At 46.6% G+C, this 23,060-nt stretch carries 25 protein-coding genes and 1 riboswitch; of the genes, 3 read left to right on the forward strand and 22 right to left on the reverse strand.

The window, feature by feature from the left end; all coding sequences use genetic code 11:
• Positions 1 to 6: 6 nt before the first annotated feature.
• From mqnC to metA, 4 genes are all read right to left on the reverse strand, one after another.
• The gene (gene mqnC / locus ACFVQB_RS26515; RefSeq protein WP_379446912.1) at positions 7 to 1,143 is read right to left on the reverse strand and encodes a cyclic dehypoxanthinyl futalosine synthase; all 1,137 of its coding nucleotides are present in this window, start codon (positions 1,141 to 1,143) and stop codon (positions 7 to 9) included.
• Between the two features lie 243 nt (positions 1,144 to 1,386).
• Positions 1,387 to 2,580, reverse strand: a complete 1,194-nt coding sequence (locus tag ACFVQB_RS26520; RefSeq protein WP_379446913.1) for a trans-sulfuration enzyme family protein — start codon at positions 2,578 to 2,580, stop codon at positions 1,387 to 1,389.
• Entirely contained in the window at positions 2,577 to 3,761 is a 1,185-nt protein-coding gene (locus ACFVQB_RS26525; RefSeq protein WP_379446914.1) for an aminotransferase class I/II-fold pyridoxal phosphate-dependent enzyme, read from the reverse strand. Before ACFVQB_RS26525 ends, ACFVQB_RS26520 begins: the two co-directional genes overlap by 4 nt.
• Before the next feature lie 24 nt (positions 3,762 to 3,785).
• On the reverse strand, positions 3,786 to 4,703 hold the full coding sequence (metA, locus tag ACFVQB_RS26530) for a homoserine O-acetyltransferase MetA (RefSeq protein WP_113051738.1): 918 nt from the start codon (positions 4,701 to 4,703) through the stop codon (positions 3,786 to 3,788).
• Between the two features lie 229 nt (positions 4,704 to 4,932).
• Positions 4,933 to 5,057: riboswitch (SAM riboswitch) on the reverse strand.
• A 453-nt stretch (positions 5,058 to 5,510) separates the two neighbouring features.
• On the opposite strand from metA, the gene corA reads away from it, so the two are divergent.
• A complete protein-coding gene (corA, locus tag ACFVQB_RS26535; protein WP_053780458.1) occupies positions 5,511 to 6,446 on the forward strand; it encodes a magnesium/cobalt transporter CorA in 936 nt (311 codons plus the stop codon).
• A gap of 96 nt (positions 6,447 to 6,542) precedes the next feature.
• Here the strand turns inward: corA and ACFVQB_RS26540 are convergent, their stop codons facing one another.
• From ACFVQB_RS26540 to ACFVQB_RS26575, 8 genes are all read right to left on the reverse strand, one after another.
• Positions 6,543 to 7,544, reverse strand: a complete 1,002-nt coding sequence (locus ACFVQB_RS26540) for an HRDC domain-containing protein (RefSeq protein WP_379446915.1) — start codon at positions 7,542 to 7,544, stop codon at positions 6,543 to 6,545.
• 183 nt (positions 7,545 to 7,727) lie between these two features.
• Complete coding sequence (locus ACFVQB_RS26545) at positions 7,728 to 8,606, reverse strand: ROK family protein (protein ID WP_379446916.1); 879 nt, start codon at positions 8,604 to 8,606, stop codon at positions 7,728 to 7,730.
• A gap of 66 nt (positions 8,607 to 8,672) precedes the next feature.
• The gene (locus tag ACFVQB_RS26550) at positions 8,673 to 9,368 is read right to left on the reverse strand and encodes an MOSC domain-containing protein (RefSeq protein ID WP_379446917.1); all 696 of its coding nucleotides are present in this window, start codon (positions 9,366 to 9,368) and stop codon (positions 8,673 to 8,675) included.
• 29 nt (positions 9,369 to 9,397) lie between these two features.
• Positions 9,398 to 10,504: a phosphodiester glycosidase family protein gene (locus ACFVQB_RS26555; RefSeq protein WP_379447133.1), complete on the reverse strand. Its 1,107-nt coding sequence runs from the start codon at positions 10,502 to 10,504 to the stop codon at positions 9,398 to 9,400.
• A 5-nt stretch (positions 10,505 to 10,509) separates the two neighbouring features.
• Positions 10,510 to 11,403 carry a 5'-3' exonuclease gene (locus ACFVQB_RS26560; protein WP_379446918.1) on the reverse strand — a complete coding sequence of 298 codons (894 nt, stop codon included), beginning with the start codon at positions 11,401 to 11,403 and terminating at the stop codon, positions 10,510 to 10,512.
• A gap of 397 nt (positions 11,404 to 11,800) precedes the next feature.
• On the reverse strand, positions 11,801 to 12,172 hold the full coding sequence (locus ACFVQB_RS26565; RefSeq protein WP_379446919.1) for an arsenate reductase family protein: 372 nt from the start codon (positions 12,170 to 12,172) through the stop codon (positions 11,801 to 11,803).
• A 312-nt stretch (positions 12,173 to 12,484) separates the two neighbouring features.
• Complete coding sequence (locus ACFVQB_RS26570) at positions 12,485 to 13,468, reverse strand: RluA family pseudouridine synthase (protein WP_379446920.1); 984 nt, start codon at positions 13,466 to 13,468, stop codon at positions 12,485 to 12,487.
• Positions 13,465 to 14,046, reverse strand: a complete 582-nt coding sequence (locus ACFVQB_RS26575; RefSeq protein ID WP_379446921.1) for a cob(I)yrinic acid a,c-diamide adenosyltransferase — start codon at positions 14,044 to 14,046, stop codon at positions 13,465 to 13,467. Before ACFVQB_RS26575 ends, ACFVQB_RS26570 begins: the two co-directional genes overlap by 4 nt.
• 226 nt (positions 14,047 to 14,272) lie before the next feature.
• On the opposite strand from ACFVQB_RS26575, the gene ACFVQB_RS26580 reads away from it, so the two are divergent.
• On the forward strand, positions 14,273 to 14,884 hold the full coding sequence (locus tag ACFVQB_RS26580) for a DedA family protein (protein WP_024628348.1): 612 nt from the start codon (positions 14,273 to 14,275) through the stop codon (positions 14,882 to 14,884).
• Between the two features lie 105 nt (positions 14,885 to 14,989).
• Here the strand turns inward: ACFVQB_RS26580 and ACFVQB_RS26585 are convergent, their stop codons facing one another.
• The 7 genes from ACFVQB_RS26585 to ACFVQB_RS26615 all read right to left on the reverse strand — a co-directional run bounded on the left by ACFVQB_RS26585 (position 14,990) and on the right by ACFVQB_RS26615 (position 19,231).
• Positions 14,990 to 15,526, reverse strand: a complete 537-nt coding sequence (locus ACFVQB_RS26585) for a bifunctional adenosylcobinamide kinase/adenosylcobinamide-phosphate guanylyltransferase (protein ID WP_379446922.1) — start codon at positions 15,524 to 15,526, stop codon at positions 14,990 to 14,992.
• Between the two features lie 37 nt (positions 15,527 to 15,563).
• Positions 15,564 to 16,115: a hypothetical protein gene (locus ACFVQB_RS26590; protein WP_379446923.1), complete on the reverse strand. Its 552-nt coding sequence runs from the start codon at positions 16,113 to 16,115 to the stop codon at positions 15,564 to 15,566.
• Between the two features lie 159 nt (positions 16,116 to 16,274).
• Entirely contained in the window at positions 16,275 to 16,496 is a 222-nt protein-coding gene (locus tag ACFVQB_RS26595) for an aspartyl-phosphate phosphatase Spo0E family protein (protein ID WP_323374397.1), read from the reverse strand.
• A 189-nt stretch (positions 16,497 to 16,685) separates the two neighbouring features.
• Complete coding sequence (locus ACFVQB_RS26600; RefSeq protein WP_379446924.1) at positions 16,686 to 17,894, reverse strand: aminotransferase class I/II-fold pyridoxal phosphate-dependent enzyme; 1,209 nt, start codon at positions 17,892 to 17,894, stop codon at positions 16,686 to 16,688.
• A gap of 13 nt (positions 17,895 to 17,907) precedes the next feature.
• Positions 17,908 to 18,408: an Lrp/AsnC family transcriptional regulator gene (locus ACFVQB_RS26605; protein WP_024628343.1), complete on the reverse strand. Its 501-nt coding sequence runs from the start codon at positions 18,406 to 18,408 to the stop codon at positions 17,908 to 17,910.
• Positions 18,409 to 18,566: 158 nt separating this feature from the next.
• Positions 18,567 to 18,962 (reverse strand): spore coat protein, encoded by a 396-nt coding sequence (locus tag ACFVQB_RS26610; protein ID WP_379446925.1) that lies wholly within the window; start codon positions 18,960 to 18,962, stop codon positions 18,567 to 18,569.
• Positions 18,963 to 18,997: 35 nt separating this feature from the next.
• Positions 18,998 to 19,231 carry a hypothetical protein gene (locus ACFVQB_RS26615; RefSeq protein WP_379446926.1) on the reverse strand — a complete coding sequence of 78 codons (234 nt, stop codon included), beginning with the start codon at positions 19,229 to 19,231 and terminating at the stop codon, positions 18,998 to 19,000.
• Between the two features lie 96 nt (positions 19,232 to 19,327).
• On the opposite strand from ACFVQB_RS26615, the gene ACFVQB_RS26620 reads away from it, so the two are divergent.
• Positions 19,328 to 20,548 (forward strand): NAD(P)/FAD-dependent oxidoreductase, encoded by a 1,221-nt coding sequence (locus tag ACFVQB_RS26620; protein ID WP_379446927.1) that lies wholly within the window; start codon positions 19,328 to 19,330, stop codon positions 20,546 to 20,548.
• A 61-nt stretch (positions 20,549 to 20,609) separates the two neighbouring features.
• On the opposite strand, the gene ACFVQB_RS26625 is transcribed toward ACFVQB_RS26620, so the two are convergent.
• From ACFVQB_RS26625 to ACFVQB_RS26635, 3 genes are all read right to left on the reverse strand, one after another.
• On the reverse strand, positions 20,610 to 21,824 hold the full coding sequence (locus ACFVQB_RS26625; RefSeq protein WP_379446928.1) for an MFS transporter: 1,215 nt from the start codon (positions 21,822 to 21,824) through the stop codon (positions 20,610 to 20,612).
• A gap of 128 nt (positions 21,825 to 21,952) precedes the next feature.
• On the reverse strand, positions 21,953 to 22,519 hold the full coding sequence (locus ACFVQB_RS26630; RefSeq protein WP_379446929.1) for a hypothetical protein: 567 nt from the start codon (positions 22,517 to 22,519) through the stop codon (positions 21,953 to 21,955).
• Positions 22,520 to 22,639: 120 nt separating this feature from the next.
• Complete coding sequence (locus ACFVQB_RS26635; protein ID WP_236703290.1) at positions 22,640 to 23,059, reverse strand: DUF350 domain-containing protein; 420 nt, start codon at positions 23,057 to 23,059, stop codon at positions 22,640 to 22,642.
• Position 23,060 lies beyond the last annotated feature (1 nt).

The raw sequence follows: 23,060 nt of genomic DNA on the forward strand, positions 1-23,060 counted from the left end.
TAAATATTAGTTCTGCATTACAAAATCTTGTTGAATGGCATTCTCTTCATCGAACGTCCGCAGGATGTCATATCTTGTGTTACGCTGTGCCGGAATATAACCGGACTCCCGAATCAGTTGCGTAATCGAACCAATGTTGACTTTGTACGTTGCGCCTGCAGCAGATACCACGTTCTCTTCAATCATGGTGCTACCAAAGTCGTTGCAGCCAAATTCGAGTGATTTTTTGCCGACTTCAGGTCCCATCGTTACCCATGAGGATTGAATGTTTTTGATGTTGTCCAATACCAGTCGACTGATCGCTACCGTCTTCAGGTACTCTTCTGGCGTCTGACGCTCCAGCTTCAGGTTCGTATTATCCGGTTGGAATGTCCAAGGAATGAACGCCAGGAATCCTTCGGAATCATACTTGTTCGCAATGCACTCATCCTGAGCTTCACGTACACGAAGCAGATGCAGTGCGCGCTCTTCCATCGTTTCACCAAGGCCGATAACCATCGTTGCCGTTGTGTTCATACCGATACGGTGAGCTGTCTGCATAACGTCCATCCAATCGCGCCATGAACCTTTCAGACGGCTAATTTTGCGGCGTGTACGGTCATCCAGGATTTCGGCACCACCACCAGGCAGGGAATCCAGTCCCGCTTCGTGAATTGCACGTACAACCTCTTCCAGAGTAAGACCGTCGGACACTTCGACCATTTTCATAATTTCAGCTGGCGAGAAGGAGTGCATCGTAATGTTAGGGAAACGCTCCTTGATCGCTTTGAGCAGGTCGGTGTAATAGCTAAACGGCAGATTCGGATTCGTTCCACCTTGCATCAGAATCTCGGTACCATTCACGTCTTCGGTTTCTTTGATTTTCTGGAAAATGACTTCATCGGGAAGTACATACCCTTCGTCAGAGCCAGGTCTGCGGTAGAAAGCACAAAAACGGCAGTACACATCACACACGTTCGTGTAGTTGACGTTACGCCCAATAACAAATGTTCTGTATGGTTCGGGGTGCATGCGTTTTACAATCACATTGGCGGCGGCCCCGATTTTGTCTACTTCATTTGATTCAAACAGCTGAATCGTGTCTTCCAAGTCCAAACGTTCGCCCCGAAGGGCTTTATCTAAGATACGGTCTACCGTACTCATCGTAAAAAAGCCTCCCTCATGAAGAGAAAATATAATCACGATCCGTCCCAACTTGCTCATATAGATGAAAGTTTTGGTGGCAACATCGCATTTCTGTACTCCACATATCGTAACACAGGTTACATGTGAAAAAAAGCACCTTATGAGCAGGTGCTTTAAAAATTAATAAAAATGTTTACATATGCCATCTATTTGATTTCTTTTTCAGCGGGCTTTAACACCCGTGTTTCAATACAGCCAACTCTACGAATCCTGAAGTGCCTGATCCAGATCGGCAATCAGGTCATCGATGTCTTCCAGACCAACCGAGAAGCGCAGTAATCCGTCAGTTATACCTCGATCACGGCGAACCTCAGCCGGCATAGCCGCATGAGACATCATCGCAGGATAAGACAAGATACTTTCAACCGCACCCAAACTCACGGCAACAATCGGCAATTTCACACGGTTAAGTACTGCCTTGGCCCGATCTCCTGAACCTACGTCAAACGATACAACAGCGCCGTATCCGCTTGACTGACGTTCGTGAGCTTCACGGCCGGGATGATCCAGCAGCCCCGGATAAAATACAGCTGTAATATCACTGCGTCCACTAAGCCAAGCTGCCAGCTTGGCTGTGCTCTGTTCACTGTGTGCCATGCGGGCACCCAAGGTTTTCATACCGCGCATCAGAAGCCAGGATTCCTGCGCACCGAGCACGGTTCCAAGTCCATTCTGCAATTGTTTTAGCTGTCTTCCCAATGACTCCGTACGAGCAACGGCTAAACCTGCCAGCACATCACTGTGGCCGCCAAGAAACTTGGTCGCACTATGTACGACAATATCCACCCCGAGCTCAATCGGACGTTGGTAATAAGGCGTCATGAAGGTGTTATCGAGAATGGAGATTAGCTCATGTTCTTGTGCCCAAGAGGTGACAGCAGAAATATCCGTGATCCGAAGTGTCGGGTTGGATGGTGTTTCCATATAAACTGCCTTCGTGTTCGGTTTGAGTGCTGCCTTCACTTCCTCAATATTGGTCATATCCACAAAGGTAGTCTCAATCTGCATCCGGCTTAGAATGGAAGTAAGCAGTCGATACGTTCCTCCATATACATCTTCCGTCACAATCATGTGATCTCCTGCCGAGAACATCATGAACACACTGGAGATGGCAGCCATGCCTGAGGAATAGGCAAATCCGCGTGCTCCACCTTCCAATAATGTAATGTAATCTTCCAATGCCTGACGAGTCGGATTACCCGAACGACTATAATCATGTTGAGGTGGATTAAAAATATCAAAATGATGGAATGTGGAGGCCTGGTAAATTGGTACACTGGAAGCCCCGGTGGTTTTATCGATTTCGTCACCGAAATGCAGCAGCTTGGTATCGAACTTCAGGTCAGAATGAACATTCCGTTCATGATTGTTGGCATTATTGTTTTGCTCACTCATGATGCGTTCCCCCCTTCTATCTCCTGCTGTGCAGCTGTGAGTGCATTGCCCAGATCGTTAATCAGATCATCGGCATGCTCGATTCCTACAGAGAAGCGCAACAGACGATCATCTACACCTACAGCGTCACGAATTTCAATCGGAATATCGGCATGGGTCTGTACCGCAGGATAAGTCATCAATGACTCTACACCCCCGAGGCTCTCCGCAAAAGCAATCAGTTTGATGTGACGAAGCAACGGTTCAACATAACGAGCATCCTTTACTTTGAAAGAGAAAATGCCTGTATTTCCACTGGATTGTTTATTCTGTATTTCAAATCCGGGATGATCCGACAAACCAGGGTGATACACTTCATTAACGGCTGGGTGCTCCAAAAGGTACTTGGCAATCGTCAAAGCATTATACTCATGCCGCTCCATGCGAAGAGCGAGTGTCTTCATGCCTTTCATCAGCTGATAGGAGTCGCTTGGAGACAACACTGCTCCAATGGAATTGTGCAGAAATGCCATTTCGGCCGACAATTCTTCCCCTTTGGTAATAATCAATCCAGCAAGTACATCATTATGACCACCCAGATACTTCGTGGCACTATGGATGATGATATCAGCACCGAGTTCAATTGGACGCTGGAAGAACGGAGTCAGTAGTGTATTATCCACAATGGTCAGCAAGTTATGGCTCTTGGCCCAAGAGCAGACCGCTTCCACATCCGTAATCATCATTAGTGGATTAGTTGGTGTCTCAATAAATACCGCTTTTGTATTCGGCTGACGAATACTCTCCAGAGCTGCCAGGTCATTGGTATCGACGTAACTTGCCGTCACACCAAATCGAGACAGGATGCGTTCAAGCAAACGATACGTTCCGCCGTACAGATCCAGCGATACAATCAGATGATCCCCTTGTCCGAATAAAGCAAAAATCGTTTGCAAAGCAGCCATGCCGGAGCTACAGGCAAACCCTGCATCACCGGATTCCAACGCTGCCGCTGCTTCTTCCAACACTTTACGGGTTGGATTGGTCGTCCGAATATAATCAAATCCCGTGCTTTGTCCAAGCTTCGGGTGTCGAAACGCAGTGGATTGATAGATCGGAAAATTAATGGCGCCCGTTACCGGTTCATTGACAGACCCAATTTGGGCCAATCGGCTTTCGATTTTCAACTTGTTGTCTTCCATTGCAGCATCCTCCTGTAATGTCGATTAGATTTGCGGACCAATATCGTAAGGTGTCTCTTGATACACATAGTAATTGAGCCAATTAGAGAATAATAAGTTTGCATGGGCCCGCCAAGTGGCCGGGGGAACACGGGAAGGATCGTCGTTCGGGAAATAATGTCTAGGCAGCGCAATGTCCATGCCTTTAGCTGCATCCCGGTCATATTCCCATTTCAATGAAAGCGGGTCATATTCGGCATGTCCGGTTGCAAAAATCTGTTTGCCGTCTTTGGTAGCAACCAGGAAAATACCTGCTTCCTCTGATTCAGCCAATATTTCAAGATTATCATTTTTTTCAATATCTTCACGTCGCACTTCCGTATGGCGGGAATGCGGGACGTTGAATACTTCATCGAATCCGCGCAGCAACTGCACATTGGATCTGTTGATCGTATGTGAGAATACGCCAAAACATTTTTCATCCAGCGGAACTTTGGGAACTCCGAAATGATGGTATAAACCCGCTTGGGAAGCCCAACATATATGCATGGTCGAAGTCACATTGGTTTTGGTCCATTCGAAGATCTCCTGGATTTCTTTCCAATAGTTCACGTCTTCAAAGTCCATTTGCTCTACAGGAGCGCCTGTAATGATCATGCCGTCAAAACGGCGGTGTTCGATCTCATCAAAGGTTTTGTAGAACAAGTCCAAATATTCCTGGGAAGTGTTCTTGGACGTATGAGACTTCGGATGAACCAGAACGATATCTACCTGAATGGGTGTGTTACCCACCAGACGAAGCAATTGAGTTTCTGTCGTTTCCTTTGTGGGCATCAGGTTTAATATAGCGATACGTAGTGGACGAATGTCCTGCTGATAAGCAGATGTCTCGTCCATGACAAAGATGTTCTCTCCTGCGAGTACTTCCTTGGCAGGCAGTGTGTCTGGAATTTTGATTGGCATGGTGGTTCTAACTCCTCCTTGTGCATAAATAGATGCAGCCACTGCGGGTGCGATAATTCGCATCCCTACAGTTATAGGCTGCCATGAGCTTGCCTGGCGCTGAATTGCAACCACATTGCTGGCGGCAAGCTCAAGTTCCTTAGCGAAAATCACTGCTGAGAAGTCGGTGCATATAACAAAGACCTTCCTCGGATTCCGAGAAAGGTCATATGTAAATAGATATGCGCCTCTCTCATCTCTCAGTTACAACAGTGTCACTTGGACACTTGGTCGCTGCAAGAATTAGCACCGTGCGGTATACCGCCGGTTGCCGGGTTTCATCGGGCCAGTCCCTCCACCTACTCTTGATAAGATTTCGCTTTATTCAATTGTAAAAACTAGTGTGGTTCACCTTTTACTTTAAGACATTAATCCCCTCACGTCAAGGTGTAGTTCAATGTCTGTTCCTCGGGATCGGAACCGTTCATCATCCGTTGTCATACACTGCTCCAGGGCGCGAAATCGACACATTTTTGCGCTTGAAAGGACCCTGTACCAGCGGTATACTAGACAAGTGTTGTAAACCCTTATGTGAGAGGTGACATATTCAATGGATGGCGACCCGAGGCCTGACTGGCAGCCGAATTCCGACAAACTGCATAGAGAATTGATATCAGCATGCCGGCAGCGGGACGTTACTTCCGTTTGATTATAAAGCGAACGCAGTCCTGACTTCCAGGCTCCGCTGCCGACCGGCTGATCTGTTCTTTTTGCGCCCATATTGATGAAATCCGCCCATTTGGCGGGTGCAGAAGGAGTAGATGAACAATGAAAATCCGGTTGGTAAATAACGGTGTATTTATTCCGGTGGATGACATTCAGCAGGCGCTGACTCCACCAGCGGAGGGGTTTTACTGGATTGATGCGGACGTAGACGATTTGGCGGTACTTCAACCGCTGTTCATGATGCATGATCTGGCCGTGGAAGACTGTTTGAGTGACGAAGAACAACGTCCGAAGATTGAAATTTATGAGAGCCATTATTTTATTGTTATTAATAGCATTCGTTTCGATGATGAAGAGATTTTTTTACGTGCCGTCAACTTGTTCCTTGGCAGACACTTTATTATCAGTGTTACCAAACAGAAAGTCAGCGAATTGCGGACATTGAAACCGATCCTGTGGGAACAGGAAATCAGTACGCCGGATAAGCTGCTGTATCTGCTGGTTGACTTGATTGTTGATAATTATTTCACCGTCGGTGACCGAATTGAAGCGCGCATCGAGAAGCTTGAAGAAGACATCCTGATGCATACCAAGAAATCTCATCTGAATGAGATTATCGGGCTGCGCAGTGAGATTTTATGGCTGAAGAAAGTGCTGGGGCCTCAGAAAGAGGTCATTAACACACTCAATAAAAAAGATCTGCGTCTTATTGATGATCAACTGCAGAAGTATTTCAGTGACATTTATGAGAATGCTGTGAAAATATCCGAAACTTTTGAGACTTATCGCGACTTGATGGGGAACTTGCGAGAAGCTTACCAATCCAGTATCGCCAACCGGGCGAATGAGATCATGCGTGTGTTCACCGCCATTACCACGGTGTTCATGCCGCTGACCGTTATCACGGGCATCTATGGGATGAACTTTACGAACATGCCTGAGCTGGACTGGAAGTATGGTTATTTTGTGGTCATTGGCCTGATGGTTACACTGGGCCTGAGCATGTTCTTTATTTTCCGCAAAAAAGATTGGGTTTGAAATAGAAAAGACGAAGCGCTCCACATCTGGAGAAACGCCTCGTCTTTTTTTATTTTTATCTATTTTAGAATGAATATCTGCTGATCTATCCCAATTCTAGCCTGCATTCTGCTCTGTCTCTGTGTGACGACGGAACCGAATTCGTATCATGCGAAGTCTTTCGTAGACCTGCTCCAGATTGCTCCCGCCAGGCTTCTCTTCTCCATACACCTTATGTAACACAGGCTTCAGAAACGTATCTCCCAGCTCCTCGTAGGCGCTCCATACCGCCTCTTGCTCCTCATCGGGCATAACAGCAAGCTCAGCATCGAGAAGACAATCTGTGTCATACCCCTCCAAATCCAGTGTCTCCAACAGCTCAATCAGCTCCCGCCGGGACAATCCGGAACGATTCACGATTTCCTCGAGCGTATACCCTTCCTTCATGCCTTCGAGAACCTGCTTGCGTGTGGTAAATCTGTCTAGCTCCTGCTTGTATTTCTGCTCTCTCTGTTTGTACAGCCAGCTCTCATACTCTTGTTCCTTTAGAGCCGTGTTCACCCAATCTAACGGAAAAGATGTGGGACGTTCCAGTCCATTCGTAAGCTCCAGCCATTCAGCTCCGTACTCGGAAGCCTTGCTCTCTCCTACGCCAGGCAGTTGCATCAATTCATCAATGGTTTGTGGAACAAATGCACTGATCAGGCGCAACAACCGGTTCGTTGCAATAAAATAAGGGGCCTTTCGGTCAGACGCTGCTCTCTTCCTGCGCCATATGCAAAGATCCATATACAGTTCCTCATTACCATATAATTCACTGTAACAATGAAGACGCTGACCGCCATAACTGCGCGACTTCAAATCATCATTTTCGTGAAACAATCCTTGCAGCAACGGACGATACCCGTCGCCCATCTGTATCGCTAGCTGATGACGATATACATGTAACAGCTCGTCCCATGAACTCCCGTCATACCATATGGCATCCGTACGATCTCCTTCCTCATATTGACTCCATCCCAGATGCCACTCCCCTTCTACTTCACCAATCCACAGCTGGGCATGCTCTTCATTCTGATCTGACATTCTGGATAACCTGTTCATGAAAATGACTTCCATTTCTTGTCCCTCCTTCAATAGTTCAGCTCGACACAGTCCCTATTTTGCTGTCTGAAACAGCAAAAAAAACACCTCTCCTGCAAAATCCATGCAAGAGAGGTGCTTCCTCATTAACCGTGCTATGCTGTTGCTCATATATTACCACAATGGAAAAATTCGTCAACTACTTGTTTGTAAAGCTATTTACTTGTTCAAAGCCAATTTCGCCAGCGCAAGCGAACCACACAGCCCCGCATTATCGCCAAGTCCCGGTGAAACGACATACTGGTCAATTTCGGACTGAAGTGCAGGATGCTGAACATATCCAGCTAGCAATTCCTGCAATTTGCTGCGAACCATTGGGAACAGATGCTCCTGCTTCATCACACCGCCGCCCATTACAATTTTCTGCGGAGTGAGGATTAATACATAATTCATCAGGGCATGCGCCAGGTAATGTGCTTCAATCTCCCAAGCCTTATGATCGGCTGGCAATTCGTAAGCCGGTTGCTCCCAACGTTTATTGATGGCAGGACCTGCAGCAAGGCCTTCCAGACAGTCTCCATGATACGGACAGAACCCTTCATACGTATCTTCGGGATGTCTGCGTACAATGATGTGTCCCATCTCTGGATGAGACAATCCTTGGACCATTTTGCCACCTACAACTGCACCTGCACCAATACCCGTTCCAACCGTAATATACAGACAGCTATCCAGGCCTTGTGCAGCTCCCCAGGTTGCTTCCCCGAGTGCTGCACCGTTTACATCCGTGTCGAACGTCATCGGTACATCAAAGTGTTCCTTGAGCTTACCAATCAGATTGTACTGTCCCCAATGTGGTTTCGGTGTTGTTGTGATATAACCATAGGTCGGGCTTCCTTCAATCGGATCAATCGGACCAAATGAACCTACACCCAAAGCTTCAATTCCTTTACCTTCAAAAAAAGCAATGACTTGAGCCATCGTCTCTTCCGGTGTCGTTGTTGGAAAGCTTACGCGTTCAAGAACTTCTCCTTCTTCCGTACCGATACCACATACAAATTTGGTTCCTCCAGCTTCAATTGCGCCTAAAATCGTCATGTTAGTCACACTCCCAAGTAGATTAAAATTAAAATGATCTTCGAATCTGTTCTCTGAACGAGGGCATTAATCCAGTTCAGTAGTTTCGAGCTTGGCCAATCGCTTCAACAAGGACTGCTTCCAGCTGTCGGCCAGCGTTGAAATGGCCAGCAAAGCACGCATACCAACGGCATCATGTTTCCCCTGATGCATAATTCGATTAGCTTCCAGAATGGTCATTGATGCAGGATCAGTGCTGATTCGTCTGAATGTTGCTGAGGGAGTTACTTCGCCCTCTTGCAACACCCGAAAATAAAATCCGGTATGTCCGCTCTCCTGAAAATATACAGGCAGGTCTTTGTAGTCATACCGTGCACCAAGCTTGAAGCAAGGCTGTCTTGGCTGGCTTACCTGTACCTTGGCTTCCCCCAATTCATACACATCACCAATCCGGACTTCTTCCTCCATACAGCCTTCAACGGTCAGATTTTCTCCACAAGCTCCCCAGTCCAGCTTGCGATCCATCCGTTGTTCAAGGGCCGGATAACGACTGTAATCGTATACACAAACCGCCTTATCAGGCCCACCGTGATGCTCCAGATCCGCCTGGGCATCCCCTGTCATTCCAGTGAATGACAGGAAGACCGGGCTGGATATGGGATGTTTCACAATGCCGCTCATCACTTCGCGCTTCTGGCCAGGCAAAGCCCGAAGTTGCCCTACGTTTACAGCTAATACCGCCGTTTTGCTTTCGTCTGGCTTCCGATTATGTGTGAGTGTCATTTGATCCTACCTCCCATATTAGCTTTCTTTTAACGAACAGAGCCACCAAAAACAAGCGTATTGCTTAACAAGCGGCCAGGGGAAGTAAGCATTTTGCCGCCAGCATACATCCCTGAAGATGCACCACCATCCAGATTCATTGCCTGCTTCGCACCGAGCTTCTGCATGACAGCAGCCCATTCCTTGATTGTCGCTCCCGAAACGGTTGCCAGCATAACTGAACCATCGGCCATAATGGCAATACCGCTTCTTGCGCCTGAGGCATTTAGAATTTTGGTATCCTTGAAGCCCTCACTCGCTGGATTTACGGCAACTTTGCCGTCTTTCACCAGACGTGGACCTGCGCCCACAGCGGTGACTACATCTTGCCAAGGGATCTCCTTGCCCGCTGCATTGGTGTATTTATAATTCATCTCTACAGTTGATCCAACGGTAAAGCGGTCCGACGAAGCTTTCTGATTCCCCGTGAAGACCAGCACCGAGCCATTCTTCGGAATGGCTACATTGGTATTCGGTACTTTTTTGGTGACAATCCCTTTCTCCATCACAACCGCCGTGCCCCCTTTGAACCCGACTGTAGATCCCCGCTCTGGTGTGTATAACATCGTAATACTCGCATTCGGGGAAGGTGTTCGGTTAATAAAGGTCGCATACCAACTGCGTGATTTTCCTTCTGTATCTGTTACTTTACCCGTCAGGCTCACTTGAAGCGAATCCATGATGGCTGAGCCATCTTCCTTAAATCCAATCGTTGTTCCGTATCTTCCAATATGTATAACCTTTCCATTTGCTATTAACATGCCGTATGGATCTGGAGCTCCGTTATAAGCTTCAAAAAACGCTCCGTTAATGGCCGCTTGCGCGCCATATGCCTTAACAATCGAAGGTAATGTTGCGGTCTGACCGACCTGCTTCTTCGCTAATCCTACAGTAACTGGTGTACCCTTGGGAATACTAACCGTCTGTACGGTAAAACTGCGTCCTGCTGCTTTTACTTTCTGTACTTTGGTGCTAATTGCCGCTTTGGCATCTGCTGTCTGTGGAGCACTCACCGCTCCTGAAAGGATCACAGGCAAAGCAAGGACGAGGGCCATAGCCCCTGTCCACCACTTTTTGCCCGTCCGTTTTGTCTGCATACTACTCACCCAATTGCCACTCCCATCCAAGAGCCCAGGCTCTTCATCTCAAGTTGTTCGAACTTGTCCATCACCATATCCGGGTCAAGACGCAATTCACATACATCCAGTGCACAGGCTACCGGAACTGCACAGTGAATTTCTGCCAGTTTGCGGGACAGATGAAGCATGTCGAGATCATTCTCAATTTTGTTACGTACCGAAGGGGTAAGCTTATCCATATTATCCAAAATACCTTCAATGGAGCCAAACTCCTGTACAAGCTTCAAAGCCGTTTTCTCTCCAATGCCCCGTACCCCAGGATAATTGTCACTTGCGTCGCCCATCAGACCTTTCATGTCAATCACTTGACGAGGTGTCAGTTGTTTCTCCGTCATTAGGGATTCAGGCGTATACACCATGTAATTGCCATGACCTTTTTTCATAATAATAATGCTTGTACGATCATTAATCAGTTGCAGCATATCGTGGTCACCCGTAAGTACCATCACGTTCATATCCGTCTGCTCGGTGTAATACTTGGCAAGCGTACCGATGCAATCATCAGCCTCATATCCTTGAGCGCCAATATTCGGAATGTTCAAACTATCCATCACTTCGCGAATCAGAGCAAACTGAGGAATCAGATCATCCGGGGCTTCCGGACGGTTTCCCTTGTACGCTGCATACTCTTCACCGCGAAACGTCTTGCCCCCCATATCCCAACAGCATACGACATGACTTGGCCCAAAGGTCTGAACCGCATCCCAGAAATAACGGATAAATCCGTATACTGCGTTGGTTGGCACGCCTGCCTTTGTACGTCTGATATATCCGCTTGCAGATGTTGCATAGAACGCACGGAACAACACCGCCATACCATCTACCAGCAACAAAGTAGGTTCATTACGTTGATTCACTTGAATTTGTTCTCTCCTGTCCTGATTCCATAGAAAATTGAACTAAAGAATATTTACACTTGCCACTCCGATGACAGAACAACCTTCTGATCGCTGTTATCCCCAGATTTTTTTGATTCCCTTCTTCAAAAGGGAAAATCCGGTGATAAAGGCGAAGTGTATGCTTCCGATGGAGCTTTCTTTTAGAAAGCTTTTAGCTCCGCTTCCTCAGGTTATTTCTGTCCTCTCTGTTCTCGTGTAAATCTTTAGCTAAGTTTCTATAGCAAATAAAATATCGAACTAATTCTATCATTATAGCATAGTTCCGCCAAGCATCGACCAGCCAAAAAAGCCCTGAAATTTGAACATTCAGAGCCTTTTCACCTTGGTTCATTTAACAATCAATGAAATCATTCGTCTATAAATTCGCGTTGTTCCATTCCTGCTCATACGTATCTTCCTTGAAACCTACGGTCACTTTGTGACCGTCCGTAACGATTGGCCGTTTAATCAGACGACCATTGGAAGCCAGCAAACGAATCTGCTCTTCTGTGGATAGCCCTGGCAGCTTGTCCTTCAATTGCTGCTCCTTGTATACTTCCCCACTCGTATTGAAGAACTTCTTCACTTCAAGTCCGCTCTTTTGAATCAATTCTGTTAATTCTACTTCGGATGGTGGTGTGTCAAAGATAGGGATTAATTCCAGCTCATGCCCCTGAGCTTCCAGCCATTTTACCGCTTTGCGGCACGTGCCACATTTGGCGTATTGATATACTTTTAGATTACTCATCGTTACTTGTCCTCCTGGAATTGCTCCGGTGGTGCTCCGGTTTCGATTTCTCGCTTCCCTTGGTTTGCTTCGCAAATCCAAAAGTCGCTCCAAACCGATACCATCGCACTGTAATTTTTAACTTCAAACCTTTTCGCGAATGAAAAAATGTCCATTCGGCTATACAACCTTACAACCTTAGCCTGCAGCATTTTGTTCTGATGCAGTTTGCATGCCTCACACGGGTTAAGTTAACTAACCGTTGACTTACAGCAGGACACAATACACTGAGGTACTACACACAGCGCGAATCACAGGCCGTTTGACAGCATTTCACAACGTTTCTCTAGGGGAGGCCTCGGCATCCAAACGCGCCTCCAGGACAGCCATATCTGCGGGTAAAGGCGCATGGAATGTCATCCGATTGTGCAAAATGGGATGGTCAAACGCCAGCTCACATGCGTGCAATGCCTGACGTGCAATCCAAGTGTCTCGTTCCTCCCGTACAGCCATGGTCTGCTCATCGATCTCATGCACGGGGAGGGTCTTGTACATCCCATCCCCAATTAACGGGCAGCCGATCGATGTCATATGTACCCGTATTTGATGGGTTCTGCCGCTCTCCAGCTTCAGGTTCACCGCACTGGCGCTGCCCCCCGCCCATCGGGCGACTGTCGTGTATAACGTTCTTGCCGCATACCCGTCAGGTGTAACGATTCGACGATGCGGCTCCTCGGGATCACGATCGATTGGGCCATCGATGGCCCCCTCTTCTTGGGCAGGACTACCGTGCACAAAGGCAATATATTTTTTATCCACCGTTCCGGCGATCATCTGTTCAGACACATGCTGGTGCACATATGGATTTTTCGCAATTGCCAGCACACCTGATGTTTCCTGATCCAGTCGATGAATCGGTCTGAAGCGGAAACGCTCGCCTTTGGACTTCCAATAATGGACAACTCCGTTTGCCAAAGTACCTGTGTAATGCCCATGTGTTGGATGTACGATGACACCGGAATCCTTGTTCACGATAAGCAAGTGCTCATCTTCATACAGTGTCGTAAAGGGAATCGGCTCAGGTAAAATATCATCCGACTCTTCCTGTTCCATCCGGACTTCCAGGACGTCACCTGCACTAACTTTGACACTGATGTATACCCGCTCGCCATTCAACATAATTCCCTGCTCTGTAAGTTTGAGTCTCGACAGGAGCTTGCGTGAAACCTGTAGACGCCGCTGAAGCACGGTCTTCAGCAGCCACCCATCTTCCTGTTCGGGAACCGTGTAAGTAAGTGGTGAATAATAATCGCTCATTCTTTGTCTTTGTGGCGGAATACTTTTTTGCTCCGCACATACTCAATGTCAGCTACCTGTTGTCTCGCATTGGCAGTCCGTGCAACTACGAAGAAATAATCAGACAGACGATTCAAATAACGTCGCACAGAAGGGTTGATATCCGTATGCTGTCCGAGTGTTACGGCGCGACGCTCTGCACGGCGACATACTGTACGGCAAACATGCAATGTCGAAGAGAGCAGACTCCCCCCAGGCAAAATAAACCGTTCCACCTTCGGATTTTCCGCATCATACTGATCAATCCATTGCTCAAGCCGGGTGACCATATCATCCCGCACTTTATATTTGGTTTCGCTGATTTTTACAAAGGCGAGATCGGACCCGCAATCAAACAATTCTTGTTGAATTTCGAGCAAGTGTTCACGCAAATCTTCAAATTCCCCATTTGCTTGATCAATAAAACTGATGGCCTGCCCAACAAAACAATTCAGCTCATCAATTGTACCGTAAGCTTCAACCCGGTCATCATCCTTGATGACCCGTCCACCAATGACTGAGGTCTGCCCCTCGTCACCTGTTCGTGTATATATGCCCATTGTAATCCCTCCTATTGTTAATATCATTCGCATGGTAGAACGCTGGGGTTAAATATAAATGCATGCCCTTCTTGAGTTTAACTTAATCAGTATACTTGACCTGCTATGAATACGGGAATGCTATTATTTTCAGAAACCAGTGAGATCCTTCACACGTATATATGAATTGGTGTACTCTGCCGAGTATACGCCAAATCCTTGCAAACCAAAAGTAGAGGAGACGATTATGCAAAACTGGATAACCGATTTCATGGAACAATACGGCTACATAGGCATTGCACTCATTATTGCGCTCGAAAATGTATTCCCCCCCATCCCCTCCGAAATCATATTACCTTTTGGCGGCTTCATGACCACCTACACCAGCCTGACCCTTCCCGGTGTCATTATTGCTGCTACCATTGGTTCTGTGCTTGGGGCTGTCATTCTCTATGGGATCGGACTACTGATTGATGTCAATCGACTGGAGAAGATTGTAGAACGTTGGGGTCATATTCTGCGGATCAAAAAAGAAGATATCCACCGTGTCGATGCATGGTTTGACAAATATGGAATGTGGACCGTGCTATTCTGTCGCATGGTTCCCCTTGTTCGCAGCCTGATCTCGATTCCTGCCGGCATGTCCAACATGAAATTTGGTTTATTCCTTCTCTTCACCACCATTGGAACCTTGGCCTGGAATATTATTCTCGTCTCGGTTGGTGCGGCTCTCGGTGCGTCATGGGAGAGTATCCTGCACTTTATGGACGTGTACTCCCTAGTCGTATATGTACTTCTGGCGATTATTGTTGTGGGTTGTATAATCTGGTGGATCAGACGAAATAAAACTCGGAAATAAAGAAATTTACACGCATAGCTTTTGTCACAAATTAAAGCCTCCGCACCACCATTTGTGGTGACGGAGGCTTCTTTAGGCTCGTCCATCGTTTAATGTTATGAAAAGTTAATCTTCATATCGAAGCCCTCGATCTTTGAGATCAACAGGTAAGCCAGATATCAACAGATACATCTGTTCCGAATGCGCCTGCAACGCCCGGTTAACTGACGCCATTCTTGCCGCAAAAATTCGTTCTTCCTCTGAAGGATACAAAGAACCGTACATTTCATTGGTAATCACGAGCAGCTTTCCCTGGTAAGACAGAAGGGCGTCCAGCAACAACTGCGTCTCTGAACGCTGCTGATCCAGATCATCACTTGCCCTGAACCCCGCTGCCATCCATGCTGTCAGACTATCTACAATAACGATTCGCTGATCTGCCAGGAAGAGATTGGATTCCCGATTAATCTGGTGAAGCACCTCCGTCAGGTGCTGGCCGTTTCCAGCCTGGATGGCACGATAATGAGCGGATGGCAATTCGGGAATCACGGGATCATGATCACCAGTGGATAAATAGATGCCCTCCCGGCTAATCCGGGCTGCGTATCTAAGCGCAAATCGGGTTTTACCACTGCCTATGCCGCCTGTGACCGTAATTAGCAATCCGCTCCCCTCCTTCAGTAGCCATACTAGATTGCATTTACTCTGTCAGCGCCTTCAGCACTTTCTTGGATTCTTCGACATTGGACGCCGACACCGGAATGGTAGCAAACAGATTTTGCGCAGCATAATCTACATCTTTGAACATTTGCATGTCTTCCAGCGGAATGCCATAGAGATGTGATTCTTTCTTGATATCTGAACCTTCATCTCCTTCACCCTTCTCAACCAAGACCCCGCCTTCAAATACACCGCGTTCATACTTCTTCGGATCAAATGTATCATCAAGCGGAATATTGGAGCCGTTACTTCCGTACTGCTTCATATCAGCCTCAGGCAAAATGAAAATATCATGTCCGCCAGCCGCATACTCTACCATAATTTTCTGAACATCATACATCGCACTGGTGATAACCTCCACCTTAGGCTCCTCGCCCAACTTCTGCTGCAAATTAGCTTGCAACTGCTCCGAGATCACGGATGGATTTCCTTGGTTGTCAATGATAAAAATAGTAAAACCGTCCTTACCGCCACAGCCAGCAAGCAGAAAAATCATAGAAATGATTGCGGTAAGCCCCCAAAATCTCTTCATTCCAGTTCCCCCTTTAGTCTCCTATGTACAATATATCACAATTGTTCCACGCAAAAAAATAACCCTGCCTATCCGAAGCAATCTGTTCATAAATCAAAAAAGACCCCCTCCGGGTCTTCTTCGAATTGCATATGCGTAACGTTTCGATACAACGAAAAATTATTTTCCTTTAATCGGATTAGCCTTCATGTATTCATTAATCTTCAAATCTAGCAAACTGCTAATTTCAATTACAATATCGGATGTGAATGATTTCTCTTCAAGGAATATCTGTTCCATCTTGCGGCGTAGCATATGGATCTCATCTTCCAAGGAAACGTTATGCAAAGATGCGTGATCCGGTTTCACCGACCATCGGTCGCCATGATCGCCTTCTGCCAAATAATGCCCACGATTAGTCGGTAAATCATATTCAACACAAAACAAAGCCAACCCCTCCTTGGAAAAATTAGTTTCCAAATACAAGAAAACATATTTCAAATTGAAATTATATCACAATATTTTGTAAAAGAAAGTTATTTTTTTCTAGTTTGGAGAATGTTCATATCTCTCGAAGGCTTCTACTCCCTATTAACCCTCTTTTTTCAGTTTGTAAACAAAGTTTCCGATTCGTTCCAATGCTTCATTCAATTGGGTAACGGATGTTGCATAGGAACAACGAAGAAATCCTTCACCTTGTGGACCAAATACATTACCCGGAACAGCCGCCACTTTATTTTCCGTTAGCAAGCGCTCAGCAAAAAGATCGGAACTCAGCCCCGTCTTCTGGATACTAGGAAATGCATAAAATGCTCCCTGGGGTTCATGGCAGTCCAGTCCAATATCCCTAAAACCCTGCACGATAAGGCGTCTGCGCTGATTATAGGAATCAACCATTCTATCCTTCTCACCCAAACCGTTCGTCAATGCCTCAAGCGCGGCCACCTGTCCCATGGCAGGTGCACACATCACCGTATACTGATGAATTTTGAGCATGGCTGCAATCAGTTCAGGATGTCCGCACATATACCCGATTCGCCAGCCGGTCATCGCAAAAGCCTTGGAAAACCCACTAACCAAAATGGTACGTTCCTTCATATCCGGAATCGAAGCGAAACTAACATGTTTTTGCGTATACGTCAGCTCAGCATAAATCTCATCCGCAATGACGATCAGATCATGCTTTTTGATCACTTCAGCAATAGGCAGCCATTCTTCATATGTCATGATGGCACCTGTCGGATTGCTCGGATAACATAGGATAAGAACCTTGGACTTCGGCGTAATTCCCGCTTCCAGCGCCTCGGCAGTCAGTTTAAACTGATCCTTTGCATACGTTTCTACACCAACCGGTATGCCTCCACCAATCGATGCGATTGGAGAATATGCCACATACGAAGGTTCTGGAATCAGAATCTCGTCTCCGGGTACGATTAATGCACGCAATGCCAGATCAATGGCTTCACTGCCACCAACAGTAACGATAATTTCGTCTTTTGGATCGTACTTGGTATCAAATTGAGTATCCAGATATTCGCTAATAGCTTCCCTCAGTTTCGGCATACCCGCATTGGAAGTGTAACTGGTCATGCCTCTTTCGAGTGAATATACACAAGCTTCACGCATATGCCATGGTGTTACAAAGTCCGGTTCGCCTACACCCAGTGTGATGATATCCTTGTTATCGCCAACCAAATCAAAAAATTTCCGTATGCCAGATGGCGGTATCTGTTGAACCAATGGTGCCAGATACGAAGTCATTTTCTTGTTGTTTCCTGTTGTCTGTTCATTCACTATCATGACGCATCTTCCTTTACGGCGAGATCATGAGACGGTTGTCTTCCTGATGGTCTTCAAAAATAATCCCGTCCTGCTTATATTTTTTAAGAATAAAATTCGTTTTGGTTGAAAGTACTGAGTCAATCGGAGACAATTTCTCCGATACAAAATTAGCGACTTCGCGCAGGTTGCCACCTTCTACTTCCACGAGCAGATCATATGCACCTGACATGAGATATACCGATTTCACTTGCGGATACAGATAAATGCGTTCAGCGATCCCTTCAAAGCCACGACCACGCTCAGGCGTTATCTGTACTTCAATCAAGGCTGTTACTTTCTCATCATCAATCTTGCTCCAGTTTACAACGGTTGCGTATTTCACAATAACGTGGTCCTGTTCAAGCTGTGCCACGGCGTTCTTGATCTTATCTTCCGACTCCCCCAGCAGCGTCGACAGCAGTGCGGGAGTCCTTCTCGCGTCTTCCTTCAACAAATCCAGAACTTTTAATTGCAAATCGTTCAGATCCTTCATGTCTTTCCCTCCAGCGTCATCCAGGTTCCTGAAAATGAATTAATACTTATATTACATGAATTCAACGATCATGCAAAGACAAAAACCGCCCGCCCTGAATTCGGGCAAGCGGTGGTATGGTCTGCAACAGTACCTGCTTCAAACCATAATGACAAAGGTTACATGTAATAAGGGTTACCGTAATTCGGTTGATGCTGGGGTACATTAGGCGCCTGGCTGTAAGCACTGGCCTGCGTATTCTTTTCCTGAATGAACTGCTGACATTTCTGTTGGGTCTGGTGGGCCGATTGAATCTGCTTGTCTACATCCTGGCGCAATGCCTTCGAACCTACTGAATACATGTGGTTCTGCTGCATCAGATTGAACAGATCCCCTTGCAGACGGAGAGTATCATTGGTCAAGTCTGTGAACATCCGACGCGTAATTGGGCAGGAAGCTTCAGTTGTTGCTGTCGTATATTCGCGCGCGGTTCGTCTTAAATCCGCAAGAATCGACTTCAACAAATCCTGCTCCTGCATAAAAGATCCATTTGATGATAGAGATTGAGAATACACACAGTTTCCTCCTATACGGTTAAATTCTCATGCTACTATTGTGCTTGTGTTGGAGCAATAGATTGATGTTGCTGCAAAGCATTGACGAGTGTGTTCAGATGCTGTTCATGGGAACGAACATAGTGATTCAGTGCCTGCTGAATTTGCGGATTATGTGTGATGGAGGCTGTGGCTGCACACTGCTTGATCAGCAGTTCTTCATTGGTTATTGAATCCGCAATATAATTCAATTCTTTCGGACTCAGCGCTTGCATGGATTGATTCTGCATGTTTCGTTGACCTCCTCGGCATAAAGTTTATGCGCAATTATTGTTAACCCGGTCACTCAAAAGTATACAAACGTAATCACGGAGGAGATATTTCTATTGGATTTGCTCTATGGTACACCTTTCTGGCCTTCCACTTTTAATACAAATTCCACCTATCCCTCGCTACAAACCGACATCTCATGTGACTGCTTGATCATAGGCGGTGGTATGGGGGGCGCACTGACTTCCGAATTACTTACGGAGCGTGAAGTTAAAACGGTTGTTATTGATAAGAGAAAGATTGCGCATGGTAGCAGCTCAGCCAATACAGGCCTTTTGCAGTACACAAACGACAAAACACTGACCTCCTGTATTAATACCTTTGGTGAAAAGACTGGCTTGCGGTTCTATGAACTATGTCGTGAAGCCATGCAGAAGCTCACACAAATTGCGGACAGGCTGGATACGGATCCCTGGTTTATTCCGCGCACAAGTCTCTGTTTTGCCAGCTGCATTGATGATGTAGCCATGCTGGAGGAAGAATATCAAACGTTGATGCGCTATGGCTTTGAAGCTGAGCTGTGGAATTCCGACAAAATCAGCAGCCATTTTCCCTTCAGCAAACCTGCCGCACTGTATACGTCGGGGGATGCCGAAGTGAACCCGTATCGCTTTGTTCATGCCTTGTTTGAATCGGCAAGCAAACGAGGAGCGCGAATCTATGGACAGACTGAGATGATTCATTGTGAATTCAATGATGGTGGTGTGCTGTGTCATACTTCAGGTGGGAAAATCCGGGCCAGCAAGGTTATTTTTGCTGCCGGTTATGAGACACAGGCCATCAAGAAGGATCAAGGAGCCTACCTGCAAACCACCTATGCTATTGCTACTAAACCGTTGCCAGATCTGAAGGAATGGTATGAGCACAGTCTGATTTGGGAGACAGCACGCCCTTACCTGTACATGAGAACCACACCAGACGGACGGATCATTGCTGGCGGTCTGGATGAAGAGACACCGAGGGAAGATCAGCGCGAGATTCGGGCAAAACACCGGGGAGACACACTCCTGGAAGAAGTCCGCTCTTATTTCCCATTTGACGGTCTAGAAATTGATTATGCCTGGGGTGCCGTGTTTGGCAATACACATGACGGTCTTCCGTTTATCGGCCCACATTCTGAATACCCACATTCTTATTTTCTAGAGGGTTATGGTGGTAACGGAACGGTGTACAGTATGTTCGCTGCTTCTATTTTGGCAGATGCTGTTACAGGAGTTGAGAATCGCGATATGGAGCTTTTCTCATTAACGAGAACGAGTAAACCGTCTCCTGTGTAAGCAACGTCTCAAATAAATAAGGGTACAGCTCAGGATTAAAACCCTGGACTGTACCCTTTTCCTATGCAGAGGGTTCTTGCTGATCCGGATGTACTAGCATTTTGCGCATAAATATCCATCCGATGAGCGGGAAAGCCCCAAGCGCCACAATAAGCCAGGTTAACGTTTGTAACGAAGGGCCATTCATGACTGTCAGAATAAATACAGCAAGGCCAAATAAACGACCGACCATCAAACAAAGCTCCCTTAATACGACAAGTTCAACCCTTTTCTCTACATTTTCGCCGCTCGTTCCCATCAGGTCGAATCCTGCCGAAATCATCGGCAAAATATACAATGGCATCGCCAAGGCAGATCCAATTCCCATAATCAAAAGCGTTCCATAGCTGACCTTCCATAATAGCGGGATCAACACGATGAATAACAATATCGCTCCGGCTAACATCCCCCTGGACCTGTATTGCGGCTTAAACCATTTTCCAGCGGCCCAGTAACTCACCAGAGCTACGGCTGAAGTGATTAACGAGAACTGTCCAAGCTTATATTCCTGCTGAGTAGCCACATAGACGAGCAATGCAATTAGAAAGGCAAATACCCCTTCCCGCACGCCTTGTGCAAACAGTCCCATGCCAAGTGGTCTCCATGCGCTATCTTTGGCAGACAACTGTCGCCAAGGTTCAGACCAGCGGTATGTGCCGCTGACTTCCCTTTTTTTCAGAAAAAAACTGAACACGACGGCAATCACATATATCACCAACGATACCGTAAAAATAAGGCGATAACCCGAATTGTCAGCCATTCGTGAAATAATAAGACCTGAGAACCACGGGCCGATAATGCCTGTCATGGAACCCAGTAGACCCACCCAGCCATTGAACAGGTCCCTATTCTCCCGGTCAGTCACTTCAAAGTAAACCACATTGAACGCGATCCAGAACAATCCGAGTGCACATCCAAACAAAATCCCCAAAGGCCATATCCAGTCAACCGCTTTTGGCCCTGCCCATAACACAAGCATGTAAAAAATACCTGACAAGGCCGTTCCCAATCGCAACGCACTCATTTTGTTATGTTCCTTGACCCACTTTCCCGCAAGCCAAAACGTGAGTCCGAGTGCAATTTGCTGGCTGATCGTGAACCATCCCAGCATGGCGTAGTCCGGACGGCTTTTCCACAGATACACATTCAGAAACGTCCCCGACAAAGCTCCGGCTAACACAAACAATCCATTCACGCCTAGTAGCAGAATGGATTGTCGGCCCAGAGAAATCTTCATCTGCTCCCTCCTTATTCCACCTGAAGTTCAGCACTTCACAGGCAAGGTCTAAGGGTTAACGTACCCCAAGCAGAAGGAAAACATGATGAATTTCCCGAAATATTATATTTTCAGAACGTTATACTCCCTTATTTCCGCGCGCTCAAATTCTGGATCAGACGCAGACGGTCATCTTCGGACAAGTTATATTGAACCTGGAAGCAGCCTGAGCATACATACATTTGTACAGAGAACGGCGCATCCAGCAACGAGCCCGTACCAGAGATAGCATTGGCAACAGGATTGAACGTATCCTTGGATGCCTTCTGTGTGCCCGTGAGGATCATGAATTCACGGCAGTGTGGGCATTCCGGCACTTCTTCTTGCAAATCAAGCTGCTTTTCCACGCCTTCTTCGTATTGAATCAGATCATTGCCCTCATCTGCATACTTTGTCAATGTACGAAGCTCCGGCAATTTCAGTTCTACTTCATCTCCCCACAGATTGGCGAGATCCGTAGTTTGTTCATCATCCTCGACATCATCCATATCATAGATGTCTTCCTCGGCTTCACTGTTCTCTTCATCCCCGATATTGATGTTTAGTGTACGATATCCCTTTAATTCATTGTGACAGTAAGGGCATTCTTCTTCAGGCCCTAGCTCCTCATCCCATACAATCTCGGTGTGGCACCATGGACATACTGTTGGTTCCATATTGAATCAACCTTTCTCTTTCAGATAATCATGTGTTCAACACATAAATGACGCCTATGGCAAAAAATACAATCGATGCAGCAAACAGAATCCGTATCAATATTTTCATGAACGGTCCCCCTACATGATGCTCGCGCCAATAACAAATGACAACGAGACGGAAATAATCATGGATATCAATCCAACAGCCCGGTTATCCGCTTCAATCTCCTTGTCAATGGAGAACACCGGTGTCAGAAACTCGAATAGAAAATAGGCAATGAGCAGAAGGACAAACCCAACAAATGACCACGTCATAGCTTCATACACCGATGATTTGGCCTGAATGCAGAAATGAAGCACGTTGCAGATTCCAAAGATCTTGCCTCCTGTAGCCATCGCAACCGCCACATTGCCCTTCTTGATTTCATGCCAGCATTTGTACTTGGTCACCAGTTCAAAGCAAGCAAGAAATACAAGCAGCTCCATAATCGCTACGGAGAAAAATCCGAGCACCATCCCCAAGGGATGAGACAGCAATTGGTCAATCGTCCCTTTCACT

This window comes from Paenibacillus sp. NPDC057886 (assembly GCF_042796655.1).
Taxonomy (GTDB): domain Bacteria; phylum Bacillota; class Bacilli; order Paenibacillales; family Paenibacillaceae; genus Paenibacillus.

Bases quoted from the DNA above. Each gene is read 5' to 3' on its own strand.
- mqnC (WP_379446912.1), bottom strand. From the start codon at position 1,143: ATGAGTACGGTAGACCGTATCTTAGATAAAGCCCTTCGGGGCGAACGT.
- ACFVQB_RS26520 (WP_379446913.1), bottom strand. From the start codon at position 2,580: ATGAGTGAGCAAAACAATAATGCCAACAATCATGAACGGAATGTTCAT.
- ACFVQB_RS26525 (WP_379446914.1), bottom strand. From the start codon at position 3,761: ATGGAAGACAACAAGTTGAAAATCGAAAGCCGATTGGCCCAAATTGGG.
- metA (WP_113051738.1), bottom strand. From the start codon at position 4,703: ATGCCAATCAAAATTCCAGACACACTGCCTGCCAAGGAAGTACTCGCA.
- corA (WP_053780458.1), top strand. From the start codon at position 5,511: ATGAAAATCCGGTTGGTAAATAACGGTGTATTTATTCCGGTGGATGAC.
- ACFVQB_RS26540 (WP_379446915.1), bottom strand. From the start codon at position 7,544: ATGGAAGTCATTTTCATGAACAGGTTATCCAGAATGTCAGATCAGAAT.
- ACFVQB_RS26545 (WP_379446916.1), bottom strand. From the start codon at position 8,606: ATGACGATTTTAGGCGCAATTGAAGCTGGAGGAACCAAATTTGTATGT.
- ACFVQB_RS26550 (WP_379446917.1), bottom strand. From the start codon at position 9,368: ATGACACTCACACATAATCGGAAGCCAGACGAAAGCAAAACGGCGGTA.
- ACFVQB_RS26555 (WP_379447133.1), bottom strand. From the start codon at position 10,504: ATGCAGACAAAACGGACGGGCAAAAAGTGGTGGACAGGGGCTATGGCC.
- ACFVQB_RS26565 (WP_379446919.1), bottom strand. From the start codon at position 12,172: ATGAGTAATCTAAAAGTATATCAATACGCCAAATGTGGCACGTGCCGC.
- ACFVQB_RS26570 (WP_379446920.1), bottom strand. From the start codon at position 13,468: ATGAGCGATTATTATTCACCACTTACTTACACGGTTCCCGAACAGGAA.
- ACFVQB_RS26575 (WP_379446921.1), bottom strand. From the start codon at position 14,046: ATGGGCATATATACACGAACAGGTGACGAGGGGCAGACCTCAGTCATT.
- ACFVQB_RS26580 (WP_024628348.1), top strand. From the start codon at position 14,273: ATGCAAAACTGGATAACCGATTTCATGGAACAATACGGCTACATAGGC.
- ACFVQB_RS26590 (WP_379446923.1), bottom strand. From the start codon at position 16,115: ATGAAGAGATTTTGGGGGCTTACCGCAATCATTTCTATGATTTTTCTG.
- ACFVQB_RS26600 (WP_379446924.1), bottom strand. From the start codon at position 17,894: ATGATAGTGAATGAACAGACAACAGGAAACAACAAGAAAATGACTTCG.
- ACFVQB_RS26605 (WP_024628343.1), bottom strand. From the start codon at position 18,408: ATGAAGGATCTGAACGATTTGCAATTAAAAGTTCTGGATTTGTTGAAG.
- ACFVQB_RS26615 (WP_379446926.1), bottom strand. From the start codon at position 19,231: ATGCAGAATCAATCCATGCAAGCGCTGAGTCCGAAAGAATTGAATTAT.
- ACFVQB_RS26625 (WP_379446928.1), bottom strand. From the start codon at position 21,824: ATGAAGATTTCTCTGGGCCGACAATCCATTCTGCTACTAGGCGTGAAT.
- ACFVQB_RS26630 (WP_379446929.1), bottom strand. From the start codon at position 22,519: ATGGAACCAACAGTATGTCCATGGTGCCACACCGAGATTGTATGGGAT.